Below are 16097 nucleotides of genomic sequence, written 5' to 3' on the forward strand. Positions count from 1 at the left end.
AATTTTAAGTTTAAGTTGTTGTTTGTTAATGATTTTAGTGATAAATATTTTTTTGTTTAGTTATTGTTATTCAATGTTTTAAGGGCTTCAGTAATGAATTTAAGTAAAATAAGGATGGGTGCGTTTTTTGTTGGTTGCACGATAAGCTAGATTGCTATTATCCTTTAAAAAATTTATGGTATATATACTTGTTATACTTCAAATTCAAACCATCGCGCTGTTGGCTACGCTCATTTGCATTAGTCACTTGCTTATGTCAGTTCCTAGCGAATCATTCGCTTATCGCCCGGTGGCAATTTGAATTATTTTGAATATAAAAAATTTGATAATTTTATTGATTAAAGGGTAAGGCCAAATAATGTTAGATAACTCGTTTGTGGCTTTTTTAAAATCTCCTTTATCTATCAGGTTATTGCTATCGATCTTGATCATTATTGATGGCTCCTTAATTTTAAAACCTGTTTTGAGTGCTTATACCGACTATATTGATTGGCGAGAAAATGGTTTTTCAGAATGGTTAAAGTCATTAGGGTTTATGAAGTTACTTGATATTCCACGTTTTTTACTGGGTGCCTCGCTGATTTTTCTTTCTCTATTTATGATTAATGGCGCACGTATCGCATGGGTATTTTCGCTGTTTTTATTAGCGATTATTTCATTTGTTGATTTAAAACTCGCACAGGAAAATATTCACCAAGGCTATTTTTCCCTCTCATTATTTATTGCACTGGGTATCTTTTGGAAGTTATACCACCATCACAGTTTAACTAGTGCGGGCTTTGTTGCTGTCACCTGTATTATCGCCTTATTGCTCTATTCTATTTTTGGCACATTGTATATTGGTAATGAATTCTTCCCTGTAGTTAAAGATGGTACGACCGCATTTTATTTTGCCTTAGTCTGTATGACCACCGTCGGGTTTGGCGATATTGTCCCCGTGACTGTTGATGCACGAGTCTTCACCGTCACTGTCATTATTCTGGGGATTACCATTTTTACGACATCGGTGGTTTACGTTGTTGGTGTTTTGGCGAAAGGGACGAAAGAGATTGTTCGTAAGAGGTTTTCTTATATGAAAAATCATTATGTTGTGATTGGTGGCACGCCAATGGCGGTCAATGTATACCAAGGTTTAAAAAAACGAGAATTACCTGTCGCGGTTATTTGCCAAGAAAATCACCGAAGCCATTATCCGGAAAAAGATAATATTGTGACAGGAGATCCAACCAGTTCTGAGTTATTGGCGTCGGCGAATGTTAAACAGGCTAAATGTGTGTTGATTATGACCGACAGTGACTCTCTCAGTACTTTTGCTTTATTAGGTGTGAGGGAATTGGCTGGTGCGGGCGTTAAAACAGTGGTGTTGGTTAACCAAGAAAGTAATATGGATAAAATCCGCTTATTGCATCCTGATATGTTATTTTCATTATCTTCCCTTGGTTCAGAAGTTTTGATGCAGGTGCTTTGCGGTGACGCAATATCCAGTGACACGATCAGTGATATGCTGTTGAACAAAGTTGCAAAAAGTGAATAGTGGCACGAATAATAGGGAATCTAGGGCATGTTAAGTGCGCAACAAATCAGTTGTCATCGACAAAATAGGATCTTGTTTCAGCAATTAAACTTTACGGTATTACCTGAGCAAATTTTACAGGTTGAAGGCCCTAACGGTGCCGGAAAAACTACCTTGTTGCGCATGATGGCGGGGCTATTAAAGCCAGATGAAGGCGATATTCTGTGGCAAGAACAGCCGATTGATAAACTAAAAGAAGACTTTACGCGTCATTTACTTTATTTAGGGCATAAACCCGCGGTTAAATCCCTCTTAACACCCTATGAAAATTTACTCTTTTACTATCGAATGCACCATAAAGAACCTGAAGGTGAGCGGATTTGGCAGGCCTTAGAAGAGGTTTCCCTGATTGGTTATGAAGATATCCCCGTATGCCAACTATCTGCTGGTCAGCAACGTCGAGCCAATTTAGCCAGGTTATGGCTTAGTGAAGCAACACTTTGGATTCTAGATGAACCTTTCACTGCCATTGATGTTGCAGGTGTTAATCGTTTAACTGAACGATTTCATCAACATGCCAAGCAAGGTGGAATTATTTTGTTTACCTCGCATCAGGCGATGTCAGGTCATTTTGGCTCATTGAAATTGACAGGTGGGTACGAGTAATGTTTTGGTTATTAATTAAAAGAGAACTGAAAATTGCCTTTAGAAGCTTTTCTGAGCTCGTTAATCCCCTGTGGTTTTTCTTAATTGTTATCACCTTATTCCCCCTGAGTATTGGGCCCGAACCTCAATTGCTTGCGCGTATTTCTGTCGGGATATTTTGGGTCGCCGCTATCCTCTCTTCTTTATTGTCTTTAGAGAGGTTGTTTAAAGATGACTATCTTGATGGCTCGTTAGAGCAGCTATTATTAGCACCTAATCCTTTATTCGTCACAGTGCTAGCCAAAGTTATCGCGCATTGGCTAGTCACTGGGTTGCCATTAATTCTACTTTCACCGATTGCGGCACTAATGCTGTCCTTCAATAGCGATACCTTGCTAGTACTCGCAGGTACTTTGCTATTAGGCACTCCTGTACTTAGCTTTATTGGTGCTATCGGTGCAGCGTTAACGGTATCCCTTAAAAAAGGGGGGGTATTGGTAAGCTTATTGGTATTACCGCTCTATATCCCAGTCTTAATCTATGCCACAGGTACAATGGAAGCGCATAGCTTCAATATGCCACTGAATGGCTATTTTGCTATTCTTGCCGCTTTATTTGCTGCAAGCCTTACCTTCTCACCTTTAGCCATTGCCGCAGCATTAAAAATTAATATCAGTAATAGCTAGCAAGACGGTCTTGCTGTGCTGGATGATATTCTCAGCACAGCGTTGTAGCCGGAGGGTTAATTATGTACATCGGCGATCATCACGTTTATTTCGCTTTTTGATTAAAACCGGATCACTCGACGAAACTCAATAATATTCATATTTGATATAGAGCCTAGATCATCATGCTAATCTTAGTGATAGAAGGAATATTGATTGGTTGTTTATTAGGGCTAACGGGGGCCGGTGGTGGCATTTTAGCTGTTCCTGCATTAATGGCTAGCCAAGGATGGGATGTTGCTCAAGCAGCTCCCGTTGGCTTGTTGGCCGTAACTTTTGCCGCGTTTATTGGTGTCATTGAAGGGCTAGTTAGAAAAAATATACGTTATAAAGCGGCACTTTGGATGGCGCTATTGAGTATTCCTTTTGCGAAATACGGGGTGTATTTTGCCAGCATTGTTCCTGCTATTTGGTTAACGTTGGTATTTTCCTGCATCATGTTATTAGTCGCATATCGAATATATTTTAATAAGCTGAACGAGTTAAATGATGCGCCGTGCCTAGTTAATCAGGAAACTGGCAAGTTTATTTGGAATATAAAAACGGCATCTATCCTTGGTTGTATTGGTATGGTTGTAGGTTTATTAACGGGCTCGCTTGGTGTTGGTGGTGGATTTATTATTGTACCTGCGTTACGAAAATTCACTAATCTTAATATGAAGAGCATTATCGCTACTTCATTAATGGTGATTTTTTTGATAGGTAGCATTAGTATATCAATTAATTTATTAAATGGATTTAAATATCCAATTAATATAAGTGCTATCTTTATATTGTCATGTATTTTTGGTTTGCTAATAGGGCGAGTAATAATAAACTACATTTCAGCTAAAATGATTAGATTTATTTTTTCTAGCGTGGTTATTATTGTTGCAGTTTATTTGATGTTTTCATCTTTGTTTTATCTATAAAGTTTTCATTAATTATTGAATTTTGAATTCGATTTATTTTAATGTTAAGAAGCAAAATATATTTATCTTCATTCATAAATGGGTATAATGGAAAATTGCATACTCATCATATCTGATGGTTGTTAAAAGGGACTTATAGCCTATCAATCAGAGTGCTCATTAAAGTTTGGTGAATATAATTATGACAAAACAAGATAGTTCAACAACTATAATTGATATAGCAAAACGTGCTAACGTAACTGACATTACTGTTTCTAGAGCATTTAATCACCCTGAAATGGTAAAGAAGGAAACGCGAGATAAAATATTAGCCATTGCGCAAGAATTAAATTATGTTCCTAATCTTTTTGCCCGTAATTTGAAAAATAAAAATAGTCGCATTATTGGTGTGGTTACAGACAGTACATTTAACCCATTTTATGTCGTATTGATTCAAACCGTTTCTCGATTAGCAAAAGAGAAGGGGTATCAAGTGATGATTTTCGACTCAGACAGTGATGAAAAAGCCGAGCAGACTGCAATTGAAACCTTAGTAAGTTATAAAGCGAGTGGGATTTTATTATCGCCAGTTAGAGATGATAAAGATTACCAGCCAAGTTATTTATCACTAATAGAACAGCACCGTGTCCCTTTGGTTTTTGTTGACCGTGCAATTTATCGCTATGGTGAAAAATATCCGGGCTTATATTTGAAAAATTTTGAAATTGGTACATTAACGGGTAAGTTTTTGAGTAAACAAGACTGTGATAATATTTTAATTGTTTCTGGCCCTAAAAATTCTGAGATTAGCTTGTCCCGTCTTTCTGGTATTTATGAAAGTTTCCCGAGCAAAAAAAATATTAATGTTCTTTATAGTAGTTATATCTTTAATAAAAATGATGAAATTTACCTAAGAGAAAAAATCCAAGAGCTTTATACCCCTAATATGTTTATTGTTGGGTTAAACGGTATTATTACTGCGGGAATGTATAAAATAACATCTGACTTGAAATTATCTTGTCGTTATTTCTCTGTTGACTTGCCTCCTTATGCAGACACCTATCATTTATCTATTTCTGGGGTTCATCATGACTCGGTATACCTTGGAAAATTAACAACAGAATTATTGTTTTCTGAAATAGAACGCGATCAAAATAAAGAGCATGAACCCAAGCAAATTTTTGTAGATGGGCAATTAGTTGTTTATTAAAAAATAAGGATTTCTTAATGAAATCCTTATTTAGTCCTAACTCAGGGATAACGTACTATTTTTAATTAACGTTTCATTGAGCTAATTAGCGTTGCACCCCAAATAATTAAGCCTTTAACGATATATTGAACATAAGGTGATATCCCGAGTAAATTCAGCCCATTATTCAGCACGCCTAAGATCATCGCCCCGATCAATGTACCAATAATCATACCTCGCCCACCTGCGATAGAGGCGCCCCCGAGTACAACAGCGGCAATCGCATCCAACTCAAAGCCAACCCCTGCGTTTGGTTGTCCACTCATTACCCGAGAGGTGAATATTAACCCGGCAAAAGCGGCAGTAAAACCACTGATCACATAAACCAACATCTTATAGCGTTCAACACGAATACCACTGAGGCGCGCAGCTTCTTCATTTCCACCAATTGCATAAATATAGCGGCCGAATGGGACGTGATTTAAAACAACATAGAAAATAAGATAAAGGCCAAGCATTAATAAGATGGGAACTTGAATTCCCATTAACTCTTCACGTCCCCAGAACGCAAATTCTTTAGGTAATCCTGATACAGGATAACCCCCCGTATAAATGAGGGCTAAGCCTTTTGCGATGATCATGGCACCTAAAGTAACAATGATCGGTGGCATTTTTCCGTAAGCGGCTAAAATTCCATTAATAAAACCAAAAGCAATACCAGAAAGAAGGCCAAGAGCAATCGCGACAGCAGGATCCATGCCGTAATATTTCATTAAGCCTGCCATTAATGTGCCCGATAATGCCATGACTGCGCCAACCGATAAATCAATCCCACCAGTAAGAATGGCGAAAGTCATACCAATTGCGATAATGGCATTAATCGATACTTGGCGCGCAATAGTTGATAAGTTATTAACGGTTAAAAAATGCTCATTGAAAATGGACATACAGGTAAATAATAAAATTAAACCAACTAATGGTAAAAAAGCCGGTATTCGCGTTAATTTAGAAACATTAAATTTATTTTTTGTTAGAGGAATAGTGTTTTGATTAGACATAGTCGTTACCCTATATAATATTGCCAGCCGCATGAACCATTATTTGAGTTGAGTTAATCTCATTTCCAGTTAACTCCGCAGCAATTTCACCATCTCGAAAAACCAAAACTCGATCACTGACACCAATGACTTCAGGCAATTCTGATGAGATCATAATGATGGAAATTCCTTTTTCGGTAAGCGAACGCATCAGTTGGTATATTTCTGATTTTGCGCCCACATCTATACCTCTCGTTGGTTCATCAAAAATAAGAATTTTGGCTTGTTTATTAAGCCAGCGAGCAATAACAACTTTTTGCTGATTTCCACCACTTAATGTAGAAACCGCGGTATGAGGCTCTGGTGTTTTTACTTTTACTTGGGAAATTAAATCAATGGATAACGCCAGTTCTTTTTTATTTTGAATTAAAAATAATTTTTTAGCGTGGTTGTTTAGCCAGATGTTTTCTTTGACTGAAAATGGCAAAACAAGACCTTGCGTTTTTCGGCTTTCGGGTAATAAACCAATACCTAATTGCAACGCTGCTGCCGCTGATTTCATCTTGACTTCTTTACCTTCTAAGACAACTTTCTTCTTATAGGATTTATCCGCGCCTATCATTGCAAGGATAGCTTCTGTTCGGCCAGAACCGACTAACCCTGCGAGCCCCAATATTTCACCTTTTTTAAGTTGAATATGATTAATTGGGCTATATGAAAAACGTTGAATCTGGGCATCTAAAATAATTTCTTGTCCATCAAAATGACGTTTATGTGGGTAAATGTTTGCAACCTCTCTATCTACCATCATTTCGATAATGACATCGAGATCGGTATCATCAACTTTACGTGAGCCGATATATTGGCCATCACGTAATACACTGATGGTATCGCATATTTCATAAATTTCTTCTAAGTGATGGGAGATAAAAAACATCCCAACACCTTTGTTTTTTAAATCACGCATGACATTGAAAAGGTGATTGGCTTCATTCGGTGTTAATGTGGCGGTTGGTTCATCTAAAACAAGTATCTTCGCGTCTAAAGATAATGCTTTTGCGATTTCAACAAATTGTTGCTCAGCAATACTTAAATGACTAATCGGCTCATCAATATTAATTTTCACACCAAGTTCAGATAATATTGCCTGAGACTTTTCACGCATTAATTTTCGATCAAGTAAGCCAAATTTATTTTTAAGCTCTCTATTTAAAAAGATATTTTCAAAAGCATTTAAATAGGGAATTAGTGAAAATTCTTGGAAAATAATGCCAATACCGGCTTTGATTGCATCCCGATAATTATGGAAAGTATGTTCTTTACCTTCAATGAGTATTTGCCCGCTATCAGGTTTATGTATTCCACATAAAACTTTCATCAGCGTTGATTTTCCTGCGCCATTTTCACCTAACAATGCATGAACCTCTCCTTTATCTAAAGAGAGATTAATCTTGTCTAAAGCTTTAACTCCAGGGAAAGTTTTACTGACATCTTTTAATGCTAACAATTGCATCATATTGCTTCCCTATATTTTCTCAACTGGGTCAAAAGGGGTAACAAAATTGTTTGGAAAATTAAATATTCCAATAATTAATTATTTAATTTATTTTAGAGAGTATTGCACTGAGATAAATTATCGACAGTGCAATACATTTATAACTAATTACTCTGGATTACCAATGGAAATCTTTCGCATTTGTTTTGTCGATTAATTTAACATCGATAGGAACTTCTTTAGGTACGTTTGCACCCCAATGTTTTGCCAGACCCATTGCTAAACCAATACGGACTTGGTCGCGAGGGAACTGTGCAGAAGTCGCAATAAAGGGTGAATCACCTTTTGCGATTTCGGCAACCGCTTCAGGAGAACCATCAACGCTAACCAGTTTTATATCACGGCCAGAAGATTCAATTGCGGCTAATGCCCCTAAAGAACCCACATCATTTACGCTGAAAATACCGCTTAATGTCGGGTTAGCTTGCAGCATATTTTCGGTAACGTTCATCGCCGTATCGCGTTCTTGTTTACCGTTTAATTTGGTTACAACTTTAATGTTCGGATATTCTTTCATTGCAGCTTCAAAGCCACGAACACGCTCAAGGATCGGTACGACAGGAATACCATCAAGAATAGCAACTTCGCCTTTGCCACCCAATGCATCACCTAAGCGTTTACCTGCCATCAAGCCAGCTTCATAGTTCTTAGAACCAACGAATGAGTCAATAGGACCATTTGCTTGCGCATCGATAGCAATAACCACCACTCCAGCTTTTTTCGCAGCCAGTACCGCTGTTTCAGCGCCAACACTGTCGGCTGGGTTGATTAATAGGATATCAATTTTTTTCTGTAGCATATCTTCGATATCACTAGTTTGCTTAGATACATCGTGAGCTGCATCAGAAATATACAGCTGAGCACCCATTTCACCTGTTGCGCTTTCTAAGGCTTCTTTCATGGTCACGAAATATTCATTATTTAATTCTTGAAACGACATGCCGACTGAAACAGGTTTTGCGGTAGCATTGAATGCCATACCTAAAGTAATTACACTTGCAGCTACGGCTAACTTTTTGAATTTACTCAACATAAGATGTTCTCCTAAAGAGCGTTTAATTATATGTAGGGTATTAGTAATTAGTGTTTATTTAATATTTTAATTATTACAACCAGTGAGCATATTTCTTATGGCTTAATGACGACTTTGATGGAGTCAGCCGATTTCGCCATGACAAATGCTTCTTCCCAATCATCAATTGAGTAGAAGTGGGTAACGATATCATCAGCGCTTACTAAGCCACGGCTAAATAGGTCAATAGCAACCTCATAGCTGTATGGGCCTAAGTGTGCACCGCGGATATCTAATTCTTTGCGGTCGCCAATAATTGACCAATCGACGGTAGTTTCTTTACCAAATACACTGAATTCAACAAAGCGGCCTAACTTACGGATCATTTCTAACCCTTGGGTGACGCCAATCGGTGCGCCAGTTGCTTCAATATAAACATCACAGCCATAACCTTCAGTCATCTCTTTGACTAATTTGATGGCGTCTTCTTTTAACGGGTTGATAACGACGTCAGCACCGAATTTTTTTGCTAATTCAAGGCGTTCGTCAATCGCATCAATAACAACTAATTTTTTAGGTGTTTTTAGCTTTGCAACTTGGATCATACAGAGACCTAATGGACCAGCACCAGCAATGACGACGACGTCATTTAAGTCAATTTCACCACGGCGAACCGTGTGGATTGCACATGCCATTGGTTCAATTAATGCGGCGTCTTTCTCGGAAAGTTCATCGGGGATTTTATGGATAATAGCGCGTTCAGAAAAACGCATATATTCAGCCATACCACCATCAGCGACCTCTTTTTGGAAACCATAAATGTCATGAGTTTCACACATCCAATACTTGCCTGATTTACAGAAACGACATTCCCAACAAGGAACAATTTGTTCTGCTAAAATACGATCGCCTACCTTGAGTTTATATTTTTCAGCGGAACCTTCACCTAATTCAGCGACGCGTCCATAAAACTCATGTCCTGGGACAACCGGTGCTTTGATCCATGGGTCATCACCCCAGAACATTTGTGCGCCATCATTGGCTTTGCAGTCACCTGCACAGATCCCACAACCATCAACTTTAATGACAACTTCTCTAAATCCTGCCGCGGGTCTTTTGATCGCTTTAAAGCGGTAATCATGGGGACCATGGCAAACAACTGCTTTCATTTTCTCTGGTAGGTTGCTCATTTTCTAAACCTCTTTCTAGATGTTAACCCTAATGTTGACGTCAACATTAAGCGTTTTTTTTATACCTAATTCGATCTATTTTTTAACGCTTAACTATCAATAACGATACAGATGTAAGAAAAATGGTTACTTAATGTTATAAATAAAATAACTTATTTTTAATATGACGACGTCGTCATTTTTGAAGGTTGAACATTTTAAAATTAAAAACTGTGACTTAGCTCTTAATTATTTTTATTTTTTATCCTATTTGATTTTAAAATGAAACGTCGATTAGTTGTTTTTAATAAATTGAAAATTAAGGAAATTTAAAATATTTTATTCACAATATGAGATCTTTTTCTGTGAATATTGTTATGAGTATAATTATTTTAGATATTTTCAGAAGGAGATAATTCATGCAGAAACATTTCAGCTCTCACTTTTGAATGTAATCAATTTTATAAAACATTGTTTATAGTGATATTGAAACTAATAAAAAGGCTCCAAACTTCATTGTATTAAACAAATACAGATCAGTTTGAAGCGAAGTCATTCAATTTTTAATATCATTTTGTTTCGGAACGTTGGTACTGTTTTAGAGTAAATAAAATAATTAATTCTATAAAGGTAAGGCTATTTAATCGTCATTATGTTCCTTTATTATTGTTTTTATTCAGAGCTATACCAGCATCGGGGCAATAATAAAACCAAATGCAACGCCTGCGAGAATTCCACCTAATCCCGGTAACATAAAGGGATGATTGAGAATATATTTTCCTACCCGAGTTGAGCCTGTAGAGTCAAATTCAATAGCTGCTAGTGAAGTAGGGTAAGTGGGAAGAACGAATACGCCAGTAACCGCGACAAATGAGGCTAAAATTGCCCAAGTGGGTACATCTAACGCGATGGCTAAAGGAATGATCAGCGGTGTCGTTGCGCCTTGTGAATATAATAATGCGCAGGTACAGAATAAGACTAAAGCCAGTAATATTGGATAAGCCGCTAATACATCTCCTGCAATTTCCTTAATTTGTCCCATATGGGCATCAACAAAGGTCGTCCCTAAAGTCACAATACCTAATATGACTGCAAGAGAACTCATGCCGGATCGAAATGTTGGTGCCATGACAATAGAATTAGGTGAAGTTTTACAAAATACCACCATTAAGCAGGCTGCACTCAGCATACAAATAATGATTATGTCACGGGTTCCCATTGGCTTCCCAATGTCAAAACCAGGACGTAATTGAGGAAAGGCGGCAAGTATCACAATGCCAATAGTCGCAAGAACAAAGAGCACAACTGAGAATTTTTCTTTTACTGTACTATCACCTTTCTTTTCTTCATATTTATGAACAAGGCCTTTTTGTAACCGGTCTAAATAAACTTCATCATCTTCAAGTTCACAGCCTTGACGTGAAGCGATAAATGCGGCAACCATTGCGGCGACAAAAGATGCGGGTAAGCAAACAGACATAACCACAAGAAAAGTTACACCATTGCCTTCCATTATTGTCAACATAGCTGCCATCGCCGCACTAATTGGCGATCCTGATATTGCGATTTGAGAGGCGACGACTGAGCCTGCCAGTGTTCTTGATGGACGAACGCCTGAGTCTTTCGCTATTTCAGCAATAACGGGGAGCATCGAAAATACAATAAAGCCAGTTCCAGCCATTATTGTCATAATCCAGGTGGTGATGGGCGCAATGATATTAATATATTTAGGATTTTTACGCATGAATGTTCCGGCAAGACGAACTAAATAGTCCATCCCACCCGCAGCTTGCAGTGCAGAAGCTGCAACGACGACGGTCATAATAATTAAAATAACATCAACAGGCGGGGAACCAATAGGTAAACCAAAACCAATGGTTAATACGGCTAATCCTAACCCACCACATAAACCAATGCCTATTCCCCCCATTCTAATTCCGAAGAAAATAGCACCCAATACAACAATGACCTCTAGCCAAATCATAATCGTCTCCAATAGACAATATATTGTCATTAGTAATAAAAAATAATTAATTGTTATAGTTTGATATAACGTTTAGGTGTTTATTATGAATTTTTGTTTGTAATTAAATTATGTTTTCCAACTCTTTTTTCATACCAATCGATACTAGCTCTTACTAATGAGCTGGTTGAATCAATATATTTTTCAGGGTTGTTTTTAATTTCTCTCTCAAGAATGACGGGCACTTCGGTACATCCTAAAACGATTATTTCAGCACCGGATGCAAATAATAATTCAGCTTGTTTTTTCATGATGGACTCAGCAAGTAATAAATTCCCCGATTTTAATAAATAGATACTTTCCATCACTAAATTTTGATTATCTATATTAGGTTTTATGCAGGTTAGATCATTTTCTTCAATGGCTTTCTGATATAATTCCATATACAAGGTTGCATTGGTTGCCAATAATCCAACTTTTTTCTTTTTTGTTAAAATAACTTCATTCATCGTTGTTTCAACAATGTTTAGCATTTCAACGTGACAGGACTTTTTAAGCTCTAAAAACCAAAAATGTGCAGTATTGCAAGGGATTATGATGCATTCTGCACCTGCATCTTCTAGTTTTTTAAGGTAATTTTCCATTGTAGGTAAAGGGGACATCCCATGATTTAAAAGCGCATTAGTGCGGTCTGGAATGTCAGGGATTGAAGATATAATTAATGGAATATGATCTTGATCTTTATTTGCAGCAGTAAAGGTTACAAATTTATTAAATAAATCGACGGTTGCTGCAGGCCCCATTCCACCTAGAACACCAATTAAACCTTTCACAATGATTACTCCTGATCCTTATTCCTCTTAGATATTTTATTTGTGTTAAATACCCTAGGGTGAATTAATGTTTAAATGAATTATTTTGTTGATGATATGTGTTTTTAATTAAACTTGGTTTTTAAGTTTAGAGTTAATGACTTGTTTTATTTTTACCAAGGAATATAGGGGAAGAGAAATGCAAGTAAGTATGGGGTTATGCAAAATCTGCATCACCTTTTATTTTAACGACAAAGTGAGCAATGGATTAATGGCTGTAAGCTATGTAGGGTAAGGTTTTTCGTAATTTAAAAATTAATTAAAAATATAAATTGATTTTAATTAATGTTTAAAATGTTAAGGCTATGCATAATACAAATAATGGCATTAAGAAAGTTAAAAATAAATTAACTAATAATTAACTTTTATTACCAATATAATTATCTTCATTAATTTAGTCGACTGATACTGAATTATTTAAGGCCAAACACCATGAAAAACATCGAAACAAAATGGCTATATGATTTTTTAACGTTAGAATCCTGCCGTCACTTTTCACATGCCGCAGAGCAACGAAATATTTCTCAACCTGCATTTAGCCGCAGGATCAGGGCATTGGAGGATGCTATTGGTGTTGAGTTATTTGATAGAACTATCTCGCCATTACAGCTTTCAGAGGAGGGTAAAATTTTTCATTCTCAAGCTCGCAGTTTATTGCAACAATTAGAGTGCAATCTCAGTGAGCTTTCGGGTCATAATGTCCTTAGCCTTCCAAATATAAAAATCGCAGCAGCGCATTCATTATCGCTCTCACTACTACCTAAATTAGTTCGTTCATTATCAGAATATGGTGGGGAATTTGTTTATCATGTGGAAGCTATCGATGTCGTTGAGGTGGTGAATACCTTACGAGAAGGAAAAAGTGACTTTATTATTTCGTTTTATGATGAAAATCTTATGCAGCCACCTTTTAACTGTTTAAATGTATTTGAATCTGAGCTCTATCCTATTTGCGCCGCTGACCAATTTGGAAGGCCGTTATTTGATATTTACCAGCCTCAAGTACCTTTGCTTAATTATACCAGTGCATCCTATATGGGGCGGTTAGTGAATCGTCGATTAAGTGAGTTTGGGGCGATAAGCTCTAAAACGCTATTTATGTCTTCGATGAGTGAATTATTAAAGCATATGGCGCTAGATGGTCATGGAATAGCTTGGCTTCCGATCTATTCGGTTGTCGACGAATTGAAAGAAAAAAAACTGGTTTGTCTCGATACGCCAGAATTGACTATTCCTATTCAAGCTTTTATCTATCGAATGGATACACGATTGAATAAAACGGCAGAAGATTTTTGGCGGATCCTTAAAAAGAATATTCCTGACAATCTAAAACATCTTTGATGGGAAGGCGGGGGGTGTTTCATTTACGAATGGCTATTGATAATTAAAAAATCTATCTCTTATTTTAACTCTGTTGATTTTCATTTTATTATAATTAAGTTTTCAATTGCGACGCTTTAATGTTCAATGTTGAAATTATTATAATAATCAATGGAGTAAATTTTGAGATTGACGTTTTCTTTACAGCAAAAAGTGAGTAGAAAAAAATACATCGGTGTTGTGGTTTTTTACTTTTTATGTCAATTAATTTTAATTAATTACATATCACCTTTATTGGATGAAAACTATTTATCTGAGTATTGGAGTGATGGTATTCAGTATGTCATTTCGGTAATTATTTATCTCTGCTTCTGCCTTCTTTTTGCTTTATCTTTAATTGTGCTCCAAATTTATTTCTTGAGAATATGGGTCTTTAGGCTAAATGATATCGGTTTCAATCCATATCTTTGCATTTTTCCTTTTTTTTACTTTTTAGTATTATTAATCAATAATTTTTTTATTTTTAGTCCTTGGGTCGCTTATCCCTATTTTCTCTTGATTTTCGTGAGTGCAATCCCTTCTACGGGGCGTTTTAAAAAAACAAAATAGTATCGAATTCGATAGAAATGATTGGAAATTGTTAAAGGGTGGCTGGATGCATTCTCGTCATACTGCCAACTATCGCCTATGCCTAACACTTTACAACTGAAAAGCAGCGAATGAGAGAGCTGATGTGGGTAGAATAATGCTTGATTCAATGGTGCAGGTTTAAGGTGGGAGATTGTTTAGTGGAGACTCAAAAGCAAAAACCCGCCTTAGGCGGGTTCTTTAAATGCGTGGTGCCCGGACTCGGAATCGAACCAAGGACACGGGGATTTTCAATCCCCTGCTCTACCGACTGAGCTATCCGGGCAACGGAGCGTATTAAACCTGATTTCAGCAGTCGAGTCAAGGCGCTTGATAAAAAGTTTGATTGGATGCGCTTTTTTTCAACAGCTTAGCCAGTTTTTAATCGAAAATAAGTAAAGCTGGGGGGGTAAATAAGCAAATGCCAGTAAGGACGATTATCGATACTGGCATTTTACATTTAATCGTAAATTAAATACTTAACGTAAATATTTTTTCTGTGCTTTATTTACCTTGATAAGGTAATTGCGCGATTCTGCCGCTGGGTGTTTTGTCGATAAGGTTTCGTACACATCACCCGGTTCAAGGTTATTGATGCGCTGTGCGGCTTGTTTTTTATCATTGTGGAATACTCGAAGTACACTGCCTGCTCCACCGTTGTATGCGGTAATAACGGCATAGCGGCGTGAGGTTGGGTTCTGTACATCGCCCAAGTAGCTGTTTTGCAGTATGGCTAAATAGGCTGCGCCAGTGTCGATATTATTTTCAGGGTCAAATAAATAGCTACGGCTCGGTACACCTGATTTTCCTTGTGAACGGAAAACATCTTTCCCTGCGGTATTTGGCATAATCTGCATTAATCCGAGGGCATCAGAGCGGCTAACCGCATAAGGGTTAAAGCTCGACTCAATTTGCATTATCGCCAAAATAAGTGACTCATCGACACCGTATTTAGCTGCGGATTTCTTAATATAAGGCAGATATTTGTGGGCTCGCTGATCTAAATGGTTAGGTACCAGCTGCATGGTAACAGACCAAACTACATTCATACCTGATTGCCTGCGCTGCATTTTGTTGCTAACCAGATAATCTGCAAATTTAGTGGCGCGCCATTCCCAGCGAACGGGCTCTCCTGCATTATCTAATACTTGGCCAAATAAGAAAGGTTCTTTGCTATGAGGGATGTCATTAATATCGGAATAGAGGTCGATAGAATTAGGGTCATCACCCATTAATAAGGTCGTGACAATCGCTTTTTTGAGATGCTGTGAAGGTTCAATCGCTGAAATAGTTTCTACCGTGATTGTGCCTGCGTCGAAATTAATGTGACTACGAGTACGATATTCATCAGTGTATTTCACATAATCTTTTGGTCCAGCGATAAGGACTTCTTTAATCCCCCAAATATTTTCAATATTATGGGCAAATTGTCCCATTAAAATATCGAAGCCATTGGTATCTTTTACATAATCAGGATTATAGTCAGATTTTTGATTGCTAGAACAAGAAACAATCAGTGGTATCAACAATGTTAGCGTAAGTAGTTTTTTCATACGATCCACAGTATTGGTGCAATAGGC

13 protein-coding genes and 1 tRNA gene are annotated in these 16097 nt (G+C 37.2%); 6 read left to right on the top strand and 8 right to left on the bottom strand.

Annotation, left to right across the window (positions count from 1 at the left end; translation table 11 throughout):
- The first annotated feature begins 358 nt into the window (after window positions 1-358).
- From M998_RS14595 to M998_RS14615, 5 genes are all read left to right on the top strand, one after another.
- On the top strand, window positions 359-1534 hold the full coding sequence (locus tag M998_RS14595) for an NAD-binding protein (RefSeq protein ID WP_068909529.1): 1176 nt from the start codon (window positions 359-361) through the stop codon (window positions 1532-1534).
- A 27-nt stretch (window positions 1535-1561) separates the two neighbouring features.
- Window positions 1562-2179, top strand: a complete 618-nt coding sequence (gene ccmA, locus M998_RS14600) for a cytochrome c biogenesis heme-transporting ATPase CcmA (protein WP_068439497.1) — start codon at window positions 1562-1564, stop codon at window positions 2177-2179.
- The gene (gene ccmB, locus M998_RS14605; protein ID WP_068439499.1) at window positions 2179-2844 is read left to right on the top strand and encodes a heme exporter protein CcmB; all 666 of its coding nucleotides are present in this window, start codon (window positions 2179-2181) and stop codon (window positions 2842-2844) included. Before ccmA ends, ccmB begins: the two co-directional genes overlap by 1 nt.
- Before the next feature lie 164 nt (window positions 2845-3008).
- Complete coding sequence (locus tag M998_RS14610; RefSeq protein WP_197713319.1) at window positions 3009-3794, top strand: sulfite exporter TauE/SafE family protein; 786 nt, start codon at window positions 3009-3011, stop codon at window positions 3792-3794.
- A gap of 181 nt (window positions 3795-3975) precedes the next feature.
- Window positions 3976-4983: a LacI family DNA-binding transcriptional regulator gene (locus tag M998_RS14615; protein WP_068439503.1), complete on the top strand. Its 1008-nt coding sequence runs from the start codon at window positions 3976-3978 to the stop codon at window positions 4981-4983.
- A gap of 65 nt (window positions 4984-5048) precedes the next feature.
- On the opposite strand, the gene M998_RS14620 is transcribed toward M998_RS14615, so the two are convergent.
- The 6 genes from M998_RS14620 to cuyB form a co-directional block, all read right to left on the bottom strand.
- Window positions 5049-6020 carry an ABC transporter permease gene (locus M998_RS14620; RefSeq protein ID WP_068909533.1) on the bottom strand — a complete coding sequence of 324 codons (972 nt, stop codon included), beginning with the start codon at window positions 6018-6020 and terminating at the stop codon, window positions 5049-5051.
- Between the two features lie 10 nt (window positions 6021-6030).
- Window positions 6031-7515 (bottom strand): sugar ABC transporter ATP-binding protein, encoded by a 1485-nt coding sequence (locus M998_RS14625; protein WP_068909535.1) that lies wholly within the window; start codon window positions 7513-7515, stop codon window positions 6031-6033.
- Between the two features lie 157 nt (window positions 7516-7672).
- A complete protein-coding gene (locus M998_RS14630) occupies window positions 7673-8533 on the bottom strand; it encodes an ABC transporter substrate-binding protein (protein ID WP_375342654.1) in 861 nt (286 codons plus the stop codon).
- A 149-nt stretch (window positions 8534-8682) separates the two neighbouring features.
- The gene (locus M998_RS14635; RefSeq protein ID WP_068909538.1) at window positions 8683-9756 is read right to left on the bottom strand and encodes a zinc-binding dehydrogenase; all 1074 of its coding nucleotides are present in this window, start codon (window positions 9754-9756) and stop codon (window positions 8683-8685) included.
- A 661-nt stretch (window positions 9757-10417) separates the two neighbouring features.
- Window positions 10418-11719 carry an anaerobic C4-dicarboxylate transporter gene (locus tag M998_RS14640; RefSeq protein WP_068909540.1) on the bottom strand — a complete coding sequence of 434 codons (1302 nt, stop codon included), beginning with the start codon at window positions 11717-11719 and terminating at the stop codon, window positions 10418-10420.
- Window positions 11720-11802: 83 nt separating this feature from the next.
- Window positions 11803-12531, bottom strand: coding sequence for a cysteate racemase (gene cuyB / locus M998_RS14645; protein WP_068439514.1), 729 nt, complete (start codon window positions 12529-12531; stop codon window positions 11803-11805).
- Window positions 12532-13002: 471 nt separating this feature from the next.
- On the opposite strand from cuyB, the gene hypT reads away from it, so the two are divergent.
- Window positions 13003-13911, top strand: coding sequence for a hypochlorite stress DNA-binding transcriptional regulator HypT (hypT, locus tag M998_RS14650; protein ID WP_068909542.1), 909 nt, complete (start codon window positions 13003-13005; stop codon window positions 13909-13911).
- A gap of 816 nt (window positions 13912-14727) precedes the next feature.
- Here the strand turns inward: hypT and M998_RS14660 are convergent.
- Window positions 14728-14803, bottom strand: a tRNA-Phe gene (locus tag M998_RS14660).
- 193 nt (window positions 14804-14996) lie between these two features.
- Complete coding sequence (gene mltC / locus M998_RS14665; protein WP_068909544.1) at window positions 14997-16070, bottom strand: membrane-bound lytic murein transglycosylase MltC; 1074 nt, start codon at window positions 16068-16070, stop codon at window positions 14997-14999.
- Window positions 16071-16097: the final 27 nt, after the last annotated feature.

Origin of the sequence: Providencia heimbachae ATCC 35613, from assembly GCF_001655055.1 — a bacterium.
GTDB lineage: Bacteria > Pseudomonadota > Gammaproteobacteria > Enterobacterales > Enterobacteriaceae > Providencia > Providencia heimbachae.

Bases quoted from the DNA above. Each gene is read 5' to 3' on its own strand.
- M998_RS14595 (WP_068909529.1), top strand. From the start codon at position 359: ATGTTAGATAACTCGTTTGTGGCTTTTTTAAAATCTCCTTTATCTATC.
- ccmA (WP_068439497.1), top strand. From the start codon at position 1,562: ATGTTAAGTGCGCAACAAATCAGTTGTCATCGACAAAATAGGATCTTG.
- ccmB (WP_068439499.1), top strand. From the start codon at position 2,179: ATGTTTTGGTTATTAATTAAAAGAGAACTGAAAATTGCCTTTAGAAGC.
- M998_RS14610 (WP_197713319.1), top strand. From the start codon at position 3,009: ATGCTAATCTTAGTGATAGAAGGAATATTGATTGGTTGTTTATTAGGG.
- M998_RS14615 (WP_068439503.1), top strand. From the start codon at position 3,976: ATGACAAAACAAGATAGTTCAACAACTATAATTGATATAGCAAAACGT.
- M998_RS14620 (WP_068909533.1), bottom strand. From the start codon at position 6,020: ATGTCTAATCAAAACACTATTCCTCTAACAAAAAATAAATTTAATGTT.
- M998_RS14625 (WP_068909535.1), bottom strand. From the start codon at position 7,515: ATGATGCAATTGTTAGCATTAAAAGATGTCAGTAAAACTTTCCCTGGA.
- M998_RS14630 (WP_375342654.1), bottom strand. From the start codon at position 8,533: ATGGCATTCAATGCTACCGCAAAACCTGTTTCAGTCGGCATGTCGTTT.
- M998_RS14635 (WP_068909538.1), bottom strand. From the start codon at position 9,756: ATGAGCAACCTACCAGAGAAAATGAAAGCAGTTGTTTGCCATGGTCCC.
- M998_RS14640 (WP_068909540.1), bottom strand. From the start codon at position 11,719: ATGATTTGGCTAGAGGTCATTGTTGTATTGGGTGCTATTTTCTTCGGA.
- hypT (WP_068909542.1), top strand. From the start codon at position 13,003: ATGAAAAACATCGAAACAAAATGGCTATATGATTTTTTAACGTTAGAA.
- mltC (WP_068909544.1), bottom strand. From the start codon at position 16,070: ATGAAAAAACTACTTACGCTAACATTGTTGATACCACTGATTGTTTCT.